This window comes from Erwinia rhapontici (assembly GCF_020683125.1).
In the GTDB taxonomy this organism is placed as follows: domain Bacteria; phylum Pseudomonadota; class Gammaproteobacteria; order Enterobacterales; family Enterobacteriaceae; genus Erwinia; species Erwinia rhapontici.
In genome coordinates this window covers 2,994,718-3,009,909 of record NZ_CP085627.1, presented here as the reverse complement: position 1 = coordinate 3,009,909, position 15,192 = coordinate 2,994,718, and the positions used below count along the sequence as shown (strand labels likewise).

General features: G+C 48.2%; 16 protein-coding genes. 13 read left to right on the top strand and 3 right to left on the bottom strand.

Going from position 1 to position 15,192, the window contains the following annotated elements; translation table 11 throughout:
- The first annotated feature begins 30 nt into the window (after positions 1-30).
- Positions 31-783, top strand: coding sequence for an alpha/beta hydrolase family protein (locus LJN55_RS14060; protein ID WP_007374395.1), 753 nt, complete (start codon positions 31-33; stop codon positions 781-783).
- A gap of 244 nt (positions 784-1,027) precedes the next feature.
- Here the strand turns inward: LJN55_RS14060 and LJN55_RS14055 are convergent, their stop codons facing one another.
- The gene (locus LJN55_RS14055) at positions 1,028-1,522 is read right to left on the bottom strand and encodes a thioredoxin family protein (protein ID WP_015697020.1); all 495 of its coding nucleotides are present in this window, start codon (positions 1,520-1,522) and stop codon (positions 1,028-1,030) included.
- Positions 1,523-1,709: 187 nt separating this feature from the next.
- Here LJN55_RS14055 and LJN55_RS14050 point away from each other — a divergent pair, with 187 nt between their 5' ends.
- From LJN55_RS14050 to hxlB, 12 genes are all read left to right on the top strand, one after another.
- Positions 1,710-2,558 (top strand): DMT family transporter, encoded by an 849-nt coding sequence (locus LJN55_RS14050; RefSeq protein WP_048284448.1) that lies wholly within the window; start codon positions 1,710-1,712, stop codon positions 2,556-2,558.
- A gap of 130 nt (positions 2,559-2,688) precedes the next feature.
- Positions 2,689-3,912 carry a MalY/PatB family protein gene (locus LJN55_RS14045; RefSeq protein ID WP_064367713.1) on the top strand — a complete coding sequence of 408 codons (1,224 nt, stop codon included), beginning with the start codon at positions 2,689-2,691 and terminating at the stop codon, positions 3,910-3,912.
- Positions 3,913-3,946: 34 nt separating this feature from the next.
- The gene (gene gorA / locus LJN55_RS14040) at positions 3,947-5,299 is read left to right on the top strand and encodes a glutathione-disulfide reductase (protein WP_032693568.1); all 1,353 of its coding nucleotides are present in this window, start codon (positions 3,947-3,949) and stop codon (positions 5,297-5,299) included.
- A gap of 90 nt (positions 5,300-5,389) precedes the next feature.
- Positions 5,390-6,151, top strand: a complete 762-nt coding sequence (dsbG, locus tag LJN55_RS14035; protein ID WP_227534659.1) for a thiol:disulfide interchange protein DsbG — start codon at positions 5,390-5,392, stop codon at positions 6,149-6,151.
- A gap of 223 nt (positions 6,152-6,374) precedes the next feature.
- Positions 6,375-6,686 carry a hypothetical protein gene (locus LJN55_RS14030; protein ID WP_046373124.1) on the top strand — a complete coding sequence of 104 codons (312 nt, stop codon included), beginning with the start codon at positions 6,375-6,377 and terminating at the stop codon, positions 6,684-6,686.
- Positions 6,687-6,884: 198 nt separating this feature from the next.
- On the top strand, positions 6,885-7,853 hold the full coding sequence (locus LJN55_RS14025; protein ID WP_015697025.1) for a sugar-binding transcriptional regulator: 969 nt from the start codon (positions 6,885-6,887) through the stop codon (positions 7,851-7,853).
- A 419-nt stretch (positions 7,854-8,272) separates the two neighbouring features.
- Positions 8,273-8,722 carry a PTS galactitol transporter subunit IIA gene (gatA, locus tag LJN55_RS14020; RefSeq protein WP_047611334.1) on the top strand — a complete coding sequence of 150 codons (450 nt, stop codon included), beginning with the start codon at positions 8,273-8,275 and terminating at the stop codon, positions 8,720-8,722.
- Positions 8,723-8,740: 18 nt separating this feature from the next.
- Positions 8,741-9,034 (top strand): PTS sugar transporter subunit IIB, encoded by a 294-nt coding sequence (locus tag LJN55_RS14015; protein WP_115657493.1) that lies wholly within the window; start codon positions 8,741-8,743, stop codon positions 9,032-9,034.
- A gap of 24 nt (positions 9,035-9,058) precedes the next feature.
- Positions 9,059-10,312: a PTS transporter subunit IIC gene (locus LJN55_RS14010; RefSeq protein ID WP_115657494.1), complete on the top strand. Its 1,254-nt coding sequence runs from the start codon at positions 9,059-9,061 to the stop codon at positions 10,310-10,312.
- Between the two features lie 24 nt (positions 10,313-10,336).
- Positions 10,337-10,981 carry a ribulose-phosphate 3-epimerase gene (rpe, locus tag LJN55_RS14005; RefSeq protein ID WP_049089944.1) on the top strand — a complete coding sequence of 215 codons (645 nt, stop codon included), beginning with the start codon at positions 10,337-10,339 and terminating at the stop codon, positions 10,979-10,981.
- A gap of 109 nt (positions 10,982-11,090) precedes the next feature.
- Entirely contained in the window at positions 11,091-11,843 is a 753-nt protein-coding gene (locus LJN55_RS14000) for an SDR family NAD(P)-dependent oxidoreductase (protein ID WP_098363203.1), read from the top strand.
- Positions 11,844-11,858: 15 nt separating this feature from the next.
- Positions 11,859-12,419, top strand: a complete 561-nt coding sequence (gene hxlB / locus LJN55_RS13995) for a 6-phospho-3-hexuloisomerase (RefSeq protein ID WP_227534658.1) — start codon at positions 11,859-11,861, stop codon at positions 12,417-12,419.
- A 222-nt stretch (positions 12,420-12,641) separates the two neighbouring features.
- Here hxlB and LJN55_RS13990 read toward each other — a convergent pair whose 3' ends face one another.
- Together LJN55_RS13990 and LJN55_RS13985 are read right to left on the bottom strand one after the other, a co-directional pair.
- Positions 12,642-14,150, bottom strand: a complete 1,509-nt coding sequence (locus LJN55_RS13990; RefSeq protein WP_020439335.1) for a sugar ABC transporter ATP-binding protein — start codon at positions 14,148-14,150, stop codon at positions 12,642-12,644.
- A 22-nt stretch (positions 14,151-14,172) separates the two neighbouring features.
- Positions 14,173-15,153, bottom strand: a complete 981-nt coding sequence (locus tag LJN55_RS13985) for a substrate-binding domain-containing protein (RefSeq protein WP_047607858.1) — start codon at positions 15,151-15,153, stop codon at positions 14,173-14,175.
- Between the last annotated feature and the right edge of the window lie 39 nt (positions 15,154-15,192).

Below are 15,192 nucleotides of genomic sequence, written 5' to 3'. Positions count from 1 at the left end.
TGTAATTCAACCATTCTGAAAGTTAACATAATGAAAAAATTGAAATTTACCTTCAAAAATGCAGAAGGTGAGGAACTTGCCGGGTTGCTTGAATTGCCAGAAAATCCAAAAGCCTTTGCCCTGTTGGCGCACTGCTTTACCTGCGGGAAGGATCTGAAAGGTGCTGCACGCATTGCCAGGAAACTGACAGAAAATTCAATTGCGGTGCTTCGCTTTGATTTCACCGGGTTAGGCAACAGCGAAGGCGATTTTTCCAATACCAATTTTTCCTCGAATATTTCTGACCTGCTGTGCGCGGTCGATTATCTTCGTCGGGAATACGAGGCTCCTTCGCTGCTGATTGGTCACAGCCTTGGCGGTTCGGCAATCCTCTCTATTGCAGCCAAAGTGCCTGAAGCCAGAGCGGTCGTAACCATCGGTTCGCCAGGCGAATTGACGCATGTACAGCGGTTGTTCAAAGACAATATCGAAGATATCAGGAACCATGGCGCTTTCCCGGTAGAGCTTGCAGGCCGGGTATTCACGCTCAAAAAGCAAATGCTGGATAACATTCAGGAGCATAAAATAGCGGAGAAGGTATTTACCATGAATAAGCCGCTGCTGATTTTTCATGCTCCCAATGATGATACCGTGCTGATTGAACAGGCAGAGAAAATTTTTAAAGCCGCCAGACACCCCAAAAGCTTTATCTCACTGGGTGAAGCAGATCATCTTCTGACGCATCCTCAGGATGCGGAATATGTTGCCGGGATTATCGTTGCCTGGAGTTCTGCTTACATTTAAAGGGCGTGTAAAGCTTCGTGAAGCTGCAGGTGCTATCGTTGGCCACTGAATAAACGGGCGTAGCATTTTGGTTGCACATACAAGACTGCGTAGCATGCTTTCTTTACGCGAAAAAAGCCCTGCTTAGATGCAGGGCTAAGGGCATTGTTGCTATGGTTTATTTTTATTATTTCCCTGGCATTGCTCAACTTCCAGGTTTATTACCTTCAAGTTGAGATTCAATTAATTTAACTTTAACGCTCTCTTATTTTCCTGGAAAAATTGAAGTCACTTCGCGGGCGGTATCGACCAGAAGCTCACCGTTTTTGTACCTCTCGCTCACTTCTCCATTCTTGCCGGTAGCATTTTCAGGTCGTTCAATAAACTGCCCCAGCGGAGTCGCGTTCTCATCCAGTACCACGGCAAACGGAATTTTGACTTTATCGACACCAAAGTGTGCCTTAAAGACGGCTTCAGCCTTGTCGCGGGTGATAATACCCAGACGTATTGCTGGCGCTGACGCGGCAATGGCATGGATTACAGGCAAGTTTTTATGGCAGTCGGGGCACCACATTTCAGCAGCTACCAGAATGCTGTACGAACCCGGAAGTTGCGAGAGCTTACTAATGACATCGTCAGGTAATGCCTCGTTGGCAAGCCCCTCAAAATGCCGCAATGCGTTGCGGTCTTCTTCTGCTCCGCTGCCAACAAATTCGTTATAATCTGATGCTGCTTCGAGCAGTACGTTGAAATCTTGCATATGTTCTCCTTTGTTAGTAGCGGGTCTACGGCTTCACATAAATCTGGCAATGATAAAGGTCAATGCTCCAGGCATGACCTGAAAAGGGGTACCATTTTAGTGTCTGGCTACCATAAGTAGACATTGCCATCCTACCTACTAATTGATAGATTATCACGTAATTTATTAATTTTGAGGCGTCACGCTGATGGGGCGGTCTGTTGGATTCAAGATAGTGATAGCAATGATGGCATTCGCAGCCAATTCTGTGCTCTGTCGGATTGCGTTGAAAGGCGAACATATTGACCCGGTGACGTTCAGTGACCTTCGCCTGATGAGCGGGGCGGTGGTCTTGTTACCACTGTTGTTGAGACGTGAGGGGAAAAAGCAGGGCGTCTGGAGCTTGAAAAGCGGGTTCTTTCTTATGGCCTACGCCCTGTGTTTCTCCCTTGCCTATATCCATTTGGATACAGGAACAGGTGCTTTGCTCTTGTTTGGCGTTGTGCAACTGGCGATGGTGGCTCATGGCCTTTTCCATGGGGAAAGGCTGTCTTTTTCCAGAGCAACGGGGCTTGGGCTGGCTGTAGCCGGCATGGCTGCTCTTCTCTTACCTGGTGCCAAAGCGCCCCCCTTGGGCAGCGCTGTTCTGATGGCGCTTTCAGGCCTTGCCTGGGCGGCTTATACCCTTTGCGGAAAGCGCTCTCCCAGCGCAGCGCAGGCCACTGCGGCAAATTTCATCCTTGCTGTACCTTTTGCCCTGGTGTTGTCGCCGTTCATTAGCCAGGGAGCGCACTTCGACGGTATCGGAATTGTCCTGGCAATACTCTCTGGTGCCGGTGCTTCTGCCGGAGCCTATGTACTCTGGTATTCACTTTTACCTCGTCTTGAGTCTGTTGCAGCCAGTACGGTTCAGTTGAGTGTGCCCTGTCTGGCGATGCTGGGAGGCGTAACATTTTTGGGCGAGTCACTGAGCCTCAGAATGGCATTTTCAACGCTGGCAGTCCTTGCGGGCATTCTGTTGGTGATCAAGGCACCGGGTCAGAAAATACGACACTGATATCAACGTGCCAGTGATGACTTGATCACTCTGCAAATGGTTTTTTAGGTTTTAAAGCAAAGGAATATCTAATCGTTAGCAAAATCAGTGACGCTGTGACCTCTTTGGATAAACTAATCGGGTAACCTCTATGAAATACGATTTTGATGAAGCAGTGGACAGAGCAGGGACAGACAGCTTAACCGTCGACGGCTGGCGTGAATATATGTTTGGTGCCCATGAAGGCCCCGCGCCGGAAGTACCGGCAAATGGTTTTATAAACCTCTGGGTAGCAGATATGGCTTTTTCCACACCCGAGCCGGTGCTTGAAGCCATACGTTCCCGGTTAGATAAAAAAATTCTTGGCTACACCCGCGTTTATGACAGGGACTACTATGAGATTTTTGGGGCCTGGTGTGAAAGGCATTACGGATACCGGTTTCAGGAAGAAAGCATTGTTTTCTCCCCCGGTATTATCCCTGCGCTTAACCGATTGGTGCCGTTACTCACCCACGAAGAAGATAGCATCCTCATCCTGACCCCTTCTTACGCACCGTTTAAAAAAGCCGGGGACTATAGCGGTCGTCGCGTCGTCGATTGCCCGCTTAGAAATAACGAAGGCCACTGGGCGGTAGATTTTGAGGCAATGGAACAAGCCCTGAGCGATGACCAGCAGCGAATTAAAGCCTTCTTTCTCTGTAACCCGCATAATCCCACCGGGCGAGTTTGGCGACGTGATGAGTTGCAGAAAATGATAGCGTTATGCCTTAAACATGATGTGTGGGTTATTTCTGATGAAATCCACTGTGATTTATCCCGCTCTGGCGTCACGCATATCCCCGCCGCGTCAATTTTTCCTGAAAATCATAAAATTATCACCTGCATGTCGACCAGCAAAACGTTCAACCTGGCGGGTAACCTGCTTGCAAACATCATGATCCCTGATGCCTCAGTGAGAGCCGAATGGCTTCGCCTGCATGATGATTTTATCTCTCCGCTGAGCCTGGTGGCTAACAAGGCCGCCTGGTCCGAGTGCGATGAGTGGTTGACTCAGGTCAGGCACTACATTGACGAGAACTTCCGTTTTCTGCAGGACTACCTAGGGACATATCATCCGCTGGCCCGTTTTATCATTCCGGAAGGGACTTATCTTGCCTGGATTGATATCTCTCGTCTGGTAGATGACAGTAATCAGGAAGAAGTAACCCTCTTTTTTGCCAGACATGCGGGTGTATTGCTTGAAGGGGGGCAAATGTTTGTCAGTAACGGCGACGGGCACATCCGCCTTAATCTGGCTTGTCCACGCGCTATGCTTGCTGAGGGGCTCAACCGTATAAGCAAGGCATTGAGTGCGAGTTCTGGCGATGCTACCTGAACGATGACCGCAGCGATGCTGCCTGGAGAACAAAATGACGAAACACTATGACTATATCGCGATTGGTGGTGGTAGCGGTGGTATCGCCTCAATCAACCGTGCGGCGATGTATGGGCAGAAATGCGCTTTGATAGAAGCGCGGGAGTTGGGCGGGACTTGCGTCAATGTGGGGTGTGTACCGAAAAAAATAATGTGGCACGCTGCGCAAATCGCAGAGGCCATTCATCTTTATGGCCCAGACTATGGCTTCGATACCACATTAAACCGCCTCGACTGGACTAACTTGCTAAAAAACCGCAGTGCCTATATCGATCGTATTCATACTTCATACGAAAATGTGTTAGGTAAAAACAAGGTAGATGTCATCAAAGGTTTTGCCCGGTTTGTGGACGGGCATACGGTGGAGGTCAACGGGGAAACGATTACCGCTGACCATATATTGATAGCCACCGGTGGTCGCCCTAGCCATCCCTCTATTCCGGGGGCGGAATACGGAATTGATTCAGATGGTTTTTTTGCGCTTGAGGCGCTACCGGAGCGCACTGCAGTTGTTGGTGCAGGCTACATTGCTGTTGAACTGGCAGGTGTTCTCAATGCATTGGGGTCAAAAACCCATTTGTTCGTACGTAAGCATGCGCCTTTGCGCAGTTTTGACCCGTTGCTCACAGAAACACTGGTTGAAGTCATGAACGTCGAAGGCCCAACGTTGCACACCCAAGCGATCCCCACTGCAGTGGTCAAAAACCAGGACGGCAGCCTGACACTGAAGCTGGAAGATGGTCGTGAACAAACGGTTGACTGTTTGATCTGGGCGATTGGCCGTGAGCCAGCCAATGACAAGTTGAACGTTGAGATGGCGGGTGTTGAACTCGATGAAAAAGGGTACGTCAAAGTTGATAAATATCAGAATACCAACGTGCCGGGTGTTTACGCGGTGGGTGATAATACCGGTGCGGTTGAGTTAACACCGGCAGCTGTTGCTGCGGGCCGTCGCCTTTCAGAACGCTTGTTTAACAACAAGCCGGATGAGTATCTGGATTACAACAATATCCCCACAGTCGTCTTTAGCCACCCAACAATAGGTACCGTTGGCCTGACTGAACCCCAGGCGCGTGAGGAATATGGTGATGATCAGGTGAAAGTTTATCAGTCATCTTTTACCGCCATGTACACCGGCGTGACGCGTCATCGCCAGCCATCCCGCATGAAGCTGGTATGTGTGGGGTTGGAAGAGAAAATCGTCGGTATCCACGGTATCGGTTTAGGCATGGATGAAATACTGCAAGGCTTTGCTGTTGCGCTGAAAATGGGAGCAACGAAGAGAGACTTCGACAATACCGTGGCAATTCACCCAACTGCGGCAGAAGAATTTGTCACGATGAGATAAGGGTGAGTAGTGCCATTTAGCACGTGACGGGAGGGCCGGAGGTTTGTTAAACAACGGCCCGTAATGAGTACGTATTATATTGAGATAAGAATGAACAAATACATCCTCGCGTTATCTGCTGCACTTATCGGCTCGCAGGTTCAGGCAGCAACGCCCGCAGCGCTTCCCGCACCGGTCAAGCAGTTGGAAAAACAAGGTATAGAAATAATCAAACCCTTCACGGCTCCAGGCGGGGTCCAGGGCTGGTTGGGAAAATATCAGGGAACGGGGGTGACAATTTATCTGACCCCCGATAAAAAACATGCCATATCAGGTTATATGTACGATGAGAATGGAAGTAACCTCAGCGAACAGGTCATAAAAGAGGAGATTTACATCCCTGCTGGCCGCGAGATGTGGAAAACACTGTCCAAAGCTGCCGATATCACGGAAGGCAGTAATAATGCAAATTGCCAGATTGTCGTGTTTGCCGATCCCTTCTGTCCTTACTGTACAAAATTCAGACAGGACGTGCAGCCCTATATTAAGGACAATAAAATCGCTTTGAAAACGCAGTTAGTGGGTGTCATGCAGCCCGACAGTGGCCGTTACGCGGCTGCGATATTGTCTTCTGAAAACCCCGCGAAGGTCTGGCAGGATTTCGAGTTGTCGGGTGGCAAAAACAAGCCTGCACTTTTGGAGAAAACGCCGCAGCCGATTTTCTCGCAGATCCAATACAACCAGAAATTGATGGAAGATGTGGGGGCAAACGGTACGCCAGCAATTTATTATCTTAACCACGCCAACATGCTTCAACAGATCGTCGGTCTGCCGGACCAGGAACAGATGGCCAATCTTATAGCGTGTAAATAGTTTCTGAGTCACTGGCTGCGAAATGGGTAAATTCACACATGGATGTGGGGATTTTATGAGTACACCCCTTAAAATCCTATTTTTATCTTGTGCTTATGTGGCTATCAGATCTTTTCGCTATGTGTTTTGTACTGCTTTAGAATGGCGCAGCGCAAAGTGAACGGATTAAAATGTAAATCAGCTACCCTAACTAACGAAACCCGATGCAACCTGGAGAAAAGACATGAACAGAGCTCAATTGTTTTCTTATCTTTTTTTAACGGGATTTTCCGTTATAGCGTTTGCCTGTCAGGGAGGTGAAGGCGGGAAAGGCGGAACTGGAGGAAAAGGGGGATCCGTGGTAATCGTTAATCAAAACGGTGGGGCTGGTCTTAATGGAAAAAACGGAAAATCTGGGATGAATGGTTGTCCCGGTGGAACTCAGGCCGCACCCGATGGGCATTTTTATCTGCGAGGAACACATGAGCAATGTAACCCGTTTCACGCCAAAAAACAGAAATCACAGGCCACAGCGTCACTGATTGAGAGCACATAATGTAAAGCCTTGCCACCGTCTAAAAAACTCTGGTCTCTTCACCCATTATCATCAGATGTGTCAGCTATCACACCGCCAAAAGATAAGACTCATTTGCTCATGTCAAAAGAGCAGGTAAAAGTGTACTCTTATGAGTAAATTGCAGGGGTAACAGTTTAACTCAGCTGATATTGTCTTTGGATGAAGATGGAATGCTCTATGCCTAAACGTATAAAAAACAGCCGCTGGTCAGGTTACGATCCCCGCTATATCTATTCTCTCGTCGTCCGACGTTACTTTGTTGAGATGAAGACCAAAACTGAGATTGCTGAAGAACTCGAGATTTCGAGATTTAAAGCGGCGCGTCTTATCGATGAGGCAATAAAGGAAGAGTATGTGAAGTTTCTCTTTCCAAAGCAGCAACTGCTTGACGAAGAGATCGCACTTAATCTCTGCGGAAAGTATGGTCTGCAGAAGGCAATCGTGCTTTCCGTGTCAGAATCCTGGTCCAATCAGGAAGAACTGAATGAGAAGCTGGGTGGTATCACTGCAAGTTATCTCAACAATAATCTCGCTGAGGGAATGAAGGTTGGTATTGCCTGGGGACGCGTTTTATCCAGCACAGTGAGTCAACTCACCAGCTTGCCGGCATTAGATGTTGTTCAGCTATCTGGCGTTCATCCCGGCATTGAATTTAGCCAGGGCCCGATCGACCTTATCCACAGACTGTCGACTATCTCTCAGGGCAAGGCTCATCCTATGTATGTGCCGATGTGGGTGGATGATGAAAGCCTGGCCCAAAAACTGGCCAGTGATCCGGCTGTGGTGGATACCCAACAATATTATTCTCAGCTGGATGTTGTCATCACCGGTATTGGCGCCTGGAAAACGGGCTCATCCAGTTTGTGTGATATTTTTCCCGAGTCGTGGCAAAAAAATCTGTTTGAGAAAGATATCGCTGCGGATGTCTGCATTACTCTCGTTAACAGTAAAGGCGAGATCCTTGATAGCCCGATGAGCCGTCTTGGGTTTGGTATTTCAACCGAACAATTGCGTAACACGAAAACCGTGATTGGTGTGGCGGGGGGAGAACAGAAGTATGAAGGCATCGTCGCTTCCCTGAAGTCAGGCCTTTTAGATGTGTTAATCACTGACTTCGATACTGCGGTGAAGCTTGTCAATTCCTGATTGAAATAGATCCCGGAACATCAGCAACAGGGGCGTAGCCCGCGCCCTTGATCACCTTCCTCTCAGGCATGCATTAGGCACTGCTATCAGTCATTCAGTAAACCCTCATGACTTAGATCAAAGCATGGTCAAATCCTCTGACATAGGTCAGTTCGCATATATAAACCTTCAAAAAATCTATTATCCGTCTGATTTATAATAAAAATTTTACTTCCCCTCTCCGGTTGACTTGATTGATCTAAAAGATGAATTACTCGATCTTGCTCATATGAGCAATTATTTGCGTGCACTTATGCATTTATTTTGTGATCAGCTTATAACTTTTGCATGTTTTCTGTTTGCGCGGAAAATTGGCATGCTATAACTGCTCATCTGATCGATTATGCTTGCTCTAATGAGCAAAAAAGCGAGGTGAAAAGGTGAGTACAGTCGCTATTAATGTTGCAGATGGTGCAGCATTCAAAAATTACGATGAGGTGCTGCAGCACATCCATGAAAAGCTGTATTCAGAAGGGATAGTGAAAAAGACCTATCTGGCAGCACTGCGCGAACGCGAAGCCATGTATCCAACCGGTATTTTGCTTGATGGTTATTCTGTGGCGATCCCACATTGCGACAGCAACCAGGCCAATAGCCCGTCGATTTATATTATTCGTTTACCTGAACCTGTTCAGGTTGATCAGGCTGATGGCGACGATAAATTGTGGGTCAAACTCATTATCAATTTGGTCGTTACCGATCCGGCTAATCAGTTGCAACTGCTGAAGGCCCTTTTTAGTAATCTTCAAATGGAAGACTTTTATCAAAATTTACTTGAGCTTCCTTCCGAGAAAGCGCAGGCACTTTTTATTTCCACCGTCATGCAATAAGAGTTCAGGAGCATAATGATGATTAATATCCTCGTAGCCTGCGGGAGCGGTGTCGCAACGTCAACTATCGCTGCTGATGAAGTGAAATCCGTGTGTACAGAATATGGCATTACTCAGTTCAAAATAAATAAATGCAGCATGTCAGAACTTCCTTCTGAATTACAGAATGCTGATGTGATTTTAACCACGAATAACTACAAAGGTGATATCGGAAAACCGCATATGAGTGTGGCCGGGTTTATCACCGGGATTAATGAAGCTGTGTTACGAAAAAAACTAGGGGATTTATTAACAAAGCTGGCTAAAAACTAATAAGAAAACACAGGGGATGACAAGATGGACATGTTAAAAAACATAATGCTAACGATAACAAGCATGGGGGCAACGGCAATCCTACCACTTGTCATCTTCATTTTGGGTTTGGTTTTCCGCATGAAAGTCGGTGCTGCCATTAAGTCTGGTATCACCGTGGGTATCGGTTTTATTGGTTTAGGTTTGGTTGTTAATCTGTTGAGTACATCCCTGCAACCGGCAATTGCCTACTATTCAAAACTGGGAAGCGGATTCACTGTGGCTGATATCGGATGGCCTGCGGTGGGCGCAGCGGCATGGGTGGCACCCTTTGCCGCTTTAGTTGTTCCAGTGGGTATTATTCTTAATTTGCTACTTGTTCGTCTTAAATTAACCAAAACGCTGAACGTTGATATCTGGAATTATATGCACTTCCTGGTTCCCGGCGCGCTGGCCTATTTCGTGTTTGACAGCTTCTTTATCGGTTTTGGCGTGGCAGTCGCACTTAGCGTTATCGCTCTGTTTATTGGTGATTTAATTGCTCCCCGTTGGCAGAAATATTATGGCCTGGAAGGGACGACCTGTACCACCATGATCCATATAGGCTGGACATTACCTTTTGCACTGCTGATCAATAAAATTATCGACCTGATCCCCGGCCTGAACAAGCTCGACGTTGATTTGGAGAGCGTACAGAAACGTCTGGGTGTGTTTGGTGAACCCGCTATCATCGGTGTCATTGTAGGCTGTCTGCTTGGACTGCTGACGAAACAGCCTGTGACCACTATTGTCCCGATGGCAATGGGGGTAGCTGCGGTAATGGTGCTCCTGCCTAAAGTGGTGGGTGTCCTGATGGAAGGACTGTCTCCCATTGGGAAAAGTGCCAAAGAGATTATGCAAAAACAGATGGGTAAAGACGCCGAACTGAACATCGGTATGGACTGTGCACTGGCACTGGGCGACCCGGCGACCATCACCGTCACCGTTATCACCATTCCGTTGACCATGCTTTGCGCACTGATTTTACCGGGGATCATGATTTTCCCCATCGGTGTTCTGATGTCAATCATCTATATGACAACCATGACCGTAATGGCCAGCAACGGAAACGTCATCCGCTCAATTATTTCAACCTTACTGTTCAGTATTGTCGTGATGTATTTAGGCGGGTATGTGGCTCCGGGTGCAACCCAATTCCTGCATGGCGCAGGAGTCGGCTTGCAGGGGCAGGGTACTGACTTTGTACTGACTGGCCCGTGGGAAGTATTGACGTATTGGTTGAGCACTGTATTCCATTGATTTTAAAAATGAGGTTTGCTTACCATGGCACAGATTTTACCATCAATTTTTGGCGCGAATATCTTAAGTCTGCAAGATGAGCTCCGTTTTTTAGAAGAAGAGAATACTGAAATATTGCATGTTGATTTAATGGATGGAACCTTCGTAAATAATATTGCCTTTGGGCCGAATCAAATTTCTGCAATGAAAAAAGCCAGCAAAATGACTTTCGACGTACATATGATGCTGGCTAATCCTGAAAGACATATTGATGATGTTATTAATACCGGCGCAGAAATGATCTCAGTGCATTATGAATCAACGCCGCATGTGCATTTTATTTTACAGAAAATAAAAAAGGCCGGGCGAAAAGCCGGTGTGGTCATCAATCCGGGTACGCCTGAAAGTGTTCTGGAATATTTGTTGGACGATATTGATTACATCCTGATTATGACCATTAACCCGGGGCAACCCGGGCAGACTTTCATCGAGAAAAGCCTCGAGAAAATCAGGAAAACCAGAGAAATGATTGCTGGCCGACACATTCAAATTGAAGTCGACGGTGGTGTTAATCTGGAAATAGCGGAAAAAGTACAGGAGGCGGGTGCTGATTTAATTGTTGTCGGTGGCGCATTATTTAATGACAACCCTAAAGCAAGCTATCAGGCATTAAAGTCTGTCATGCATTAAGTATCCAACATACATTCACGCGCTCTTAATTGAGCGCGTAATCATTATGTAGACCGCAGACGTGGGGGATTTCTCTCACGTTAAGTACAAAGATTCAGGAGAACAACCGATGAGTCATTTTGAAGGTAAAGTTGTGCTAATTACCGGTGGTGCGCATGGGATTGGTAAAGGAATTGCAAAACAATTCGCCGAACGCGGTGCGCATACCGTCATTGTCGATTATAACGAGGCTAATGGCATCAAAACTGCGCAAGAACTGACCTTTGGCAATGTTAAATCGCTCTTTGTCAAAACGGACGTCTCTGATCCGCAGGCACTGGCTGAAGTGCGCAGAAAAGTTATCGAGGCTTATGGCCGTATCGACATTCTGGTTTTGAACGCAGGTGTCGCTTTTGCTAATAAAGTCAAAGACATTACTTTCGAAGAGTGGAACAAAACACTCTCAATCAACCTGACGGGTTTATTCAATACGGTCAAAGCCTTCTACGATGACTTCTTAACTAACCAGGGTTCAATCGTTTACATCTCCTCCGGTTCTGCGCTGTCAGGTACCGGCGGGGGGGTGAGCTATCCAGCCAGTAAAGCGGGGGGGGAAGGCCTTATTCGTGGTCTGGCAAAGGAGTTGGGTCCAAAAGGTGTTAACGTCAACGCTATCGCGCCGCGTCTTATCGACACCGGCGAAATGATGCGTGTTAATTACCCGACGCAGGCAGATTTAGATGCAGTACTGGAGAAAATTCCGGTCCGTCGTCTGGGTACAATCGATGATGTCGCAAACCTGGCCATCTTCCTTGCTGATAAGTCAAATTCTTACATCCAGGGACAGACGATCCTCATGGATGGTGGCCGTACAATTGCCTGACCGGAGGAAAAGAAAATGGGTGTTCAAGAAAATACTGTTAGTATTCTCAGGGAACTAGAACAAAACGCGCTCAATATCGACAATGATCAGGCGCAGCATTTTATCGGGCAGATTAGAAATGCGAAGCATATTTTCCTGCAAGGGGCGGGGCGCAGCGGTATTGCCATCCGCGCGTTCGCTAACCGTTTATTGCATTTAGGCTTCTCGGTCAGCGTAGTCGGGGAAATTTCATCACCTCATACGAAAGCGGGTGATTTGTTAATTATTGGTTCAGGCAGTGGCGAAACAGGCTGTCTCAAGAGCCTGGCGCAGAAAGCCGTTGAGTGTGGCGTCGACGTGGCGCTGGTCACCATGAAGAAAGACTCTGCGATTGGCCAGTTGGCCAACTGCGTGCTGGTATTACCGGGAACGGTCAAAACTGAAAACGATCGCACTCCGGGCCAGTTTTCGCAGCCAATGGGTTCCTCTTTCGAGCAACTCTGCTTTATCACCTACGATGCCATCGTGCTGGAACTCATGGAACAACTGCGTGAAACCAGTGAAACCATGTTCAAACGACACGCTGATTTTGAGTAATGACACTGAGCGCTTCGCCGGAAGCGCTCATTCGCTTATAACATCGCATCATTAAAATTAACGTGCTGAATGTGTTGCCCTGCATTGTCTCTGCGCATACCCGAGATGTAAAAGTCTGCCATTTTTTTGCCCTCTCGCCGCTGGCACGTTAATTAAACGCTGAAACAAAAACGGCCAGCTTAGCTGGCCGTTGGATGCGTTCTGTTCCGGGGAACGAGTGCCCTAAGCCTGGGCTTCAGCATGCTCCCATGCGGCTTTGCGAAGATCTGCGGGTTTAAGGTCGCGTGCAGGAATGATCACACCATCGCATTTACCCTGCCGGAACACCGTAATGGTATCTGCCACGTCCAGCAACTCCTCTTCCTCACTCGATACCACGATGACGCAGCAGCCTTTATCCGCCAGCTGATGGATGATGCGATAAATATCCGCTTTTGCCCCAATGTCGACGCCTTTGGTCGGCTCATCCAGCAATACCAGATTGGCGTTTTGTGCAATGACCCTGGCGAGCAGAACTTTTTGCTGATTGCCGCCGGAAAGCGATTTAATCGGTCCGCTCAGCGTTCCCAGCGTATTCATCTTGCTCAGCAACTCAGCGGCGGCCTGCCGCGCAGCGCTGTGACTGACAAATCCGCCAGAACGGAATTTTTTCAGAACCGGCAGCATGGCGTTGGCATAGCTCGACATCTGAGGAATGAAGCCATCTTTTTTACGTTCTTCTGTCAGGTAAGCAATCCCCTTATCAATGGCTTTTGCCGGTGAAGAAGGATGGTATTCTTTGTGACCCAGCCGGATGTCACCACCGGTAACGGTTTCCAACCCAAACAGCGTCTGGCACAAGCGCGTTCGGCCTGCGCCGGCCAGCCCGTATATACCCAAAATTTCCCCGCGATATGCCTCAAGGTTGATGCCTTTCAGGCGATCAGTCTGCAGGTTTGTGACCGAGAGCCAGGGTTTGCCCATCGCGCCGCGGATCAGACTACGGCTGTTAGACGGCGCCTGATAAGCATTTGCATCGCCCACAATAGCGTCAATGATGGCGCTTTTGCTCAGCGTCTTTTTGCCTTCGTTATAAATCACTCGGCCGCCGCACATGACGGTTGCTTCATCACAAACACCCAACACTTCGTCTAATTTATGAGAGACCAGCACTACGCCAATCTGCTTTTCGCGTGCTATACGTTGTACTGCCTGCAGCAGTTCTTCTGCCTGCGCACCTTCCAGCGCGGTCGTCGGTTCATCGAGGAAAAGAAAACGGGCGTCGCGATCAAGGTTAGAAACCACTTCCAGCATCTGCTTTTCAGGATGTGACAGATTTTTGACCAGCGCGGTAGCGCTGAAACTCAGATGGTAATCATTTAGTACTTTCTCGGTATGCGCGATCATACTTGCATCATCTATAAAGCCACTGCCTTTACGACATTCACGTCCGAGAAAAAGGTTTTGCCAGACGCTCATGCCGGGAATGAGACGGAGTTCCTGATACACACAAGCAATACCTTTGTTGAGTGCATCCCGTGGCGAAGCAAGGTGCACCGGCGTTTCGCCGATCATCAGCTCTCCACTATCCTGCGTGTTAACGCCCGCCAGGATTTTCAGTAGCGTTGATTTACCCGCCCCATTATGGCCAAAGAGGCCGTGGATCTCGCCAGGCTTTACGCTGAAATCCACACCGTGGAGAACCTGCACACCCGAAAAACCGATTTTGACCTGCTTCGCCACATAATTCATCATTCTTCGCCTTTCACTTAAGTCAGTATGCTGAACCCATTACCGATGCTGCGTTGTCTTTGGTGACCAGCAGCGGTGGGTTGTTGATCATGGCTGGAACCTGTTCACCGTTCAGACTCTTCCTGGCATTTTCAACCAGCAACTGAGCCAGTTTAACCGGCTCCTGAATCGCACCGGCTTTCAATATGCTGTTGTTCTGAACGGCTTTGACGCCTTCTTTATCCACAAACGCATACAGCTTCACTTTGTCACTGACCCCCAGTTGCTGGATTGCCGCCAGTGACCCGAGCGCGGAAGGTTCGGTGTCTGAGTACACGACGTTAATTTCTGGCCTGCCCTGCAGCATTTCAGTGGTGACTTTCAGGGAGGTTGTTTCTTCTACTTTGCCATTGACCAGCGCGACGAACTTAATGTTTTTGTTGGATGCCACGGCTTCCCTGAAGCCTTCATCACGTGCGTTTGCTGCAATGGATGTTGGTTCTCCCACGATACCCACTGTCGCCGTGCCATTTTCACCAATGTCTTTCAACAGCTGCTGGCCAATGAGCTTGCCGCCTTCACGCTGATCGGTCTGAACACCTTGAACCAGCGTGACGTTTTGCTGCTTCATCCCCTCGGTATCCGGAAGGATGTTGATGGCAAACGCCGGAATTTTTGCCTGATTAAGCTGGTTTATGATCGACACGCACGGGCCTGAGGAGACGCAGTTCACTGCGACCGCATCCACCTTCTGTTCAATGAAGTTCTGCACCTGCGAAAGTTGCTTGGCGTCGTCATTATCAGCAATCGAAATTTTTACGTTCAAGCCCTGTGCCGCTGCATTGTCTTCAAAGCTTTTTTTCATGGCAACGTAATAAGGGTTGGTGAGGTTCGGCAGCGTAACGCCCAATGTTTTTTTGCCGGCACCCACGGTGCTTTCAGTATCCTCACGGTTACAGCCGGCGAGCATGCAGGACAGTGCGACTATCGCTGCACCTGCGGTGATTGTGGTACGGAGTTTCATGTTTATCTCCTGGATATACGTAGGTCAGGGTTTAAGAAG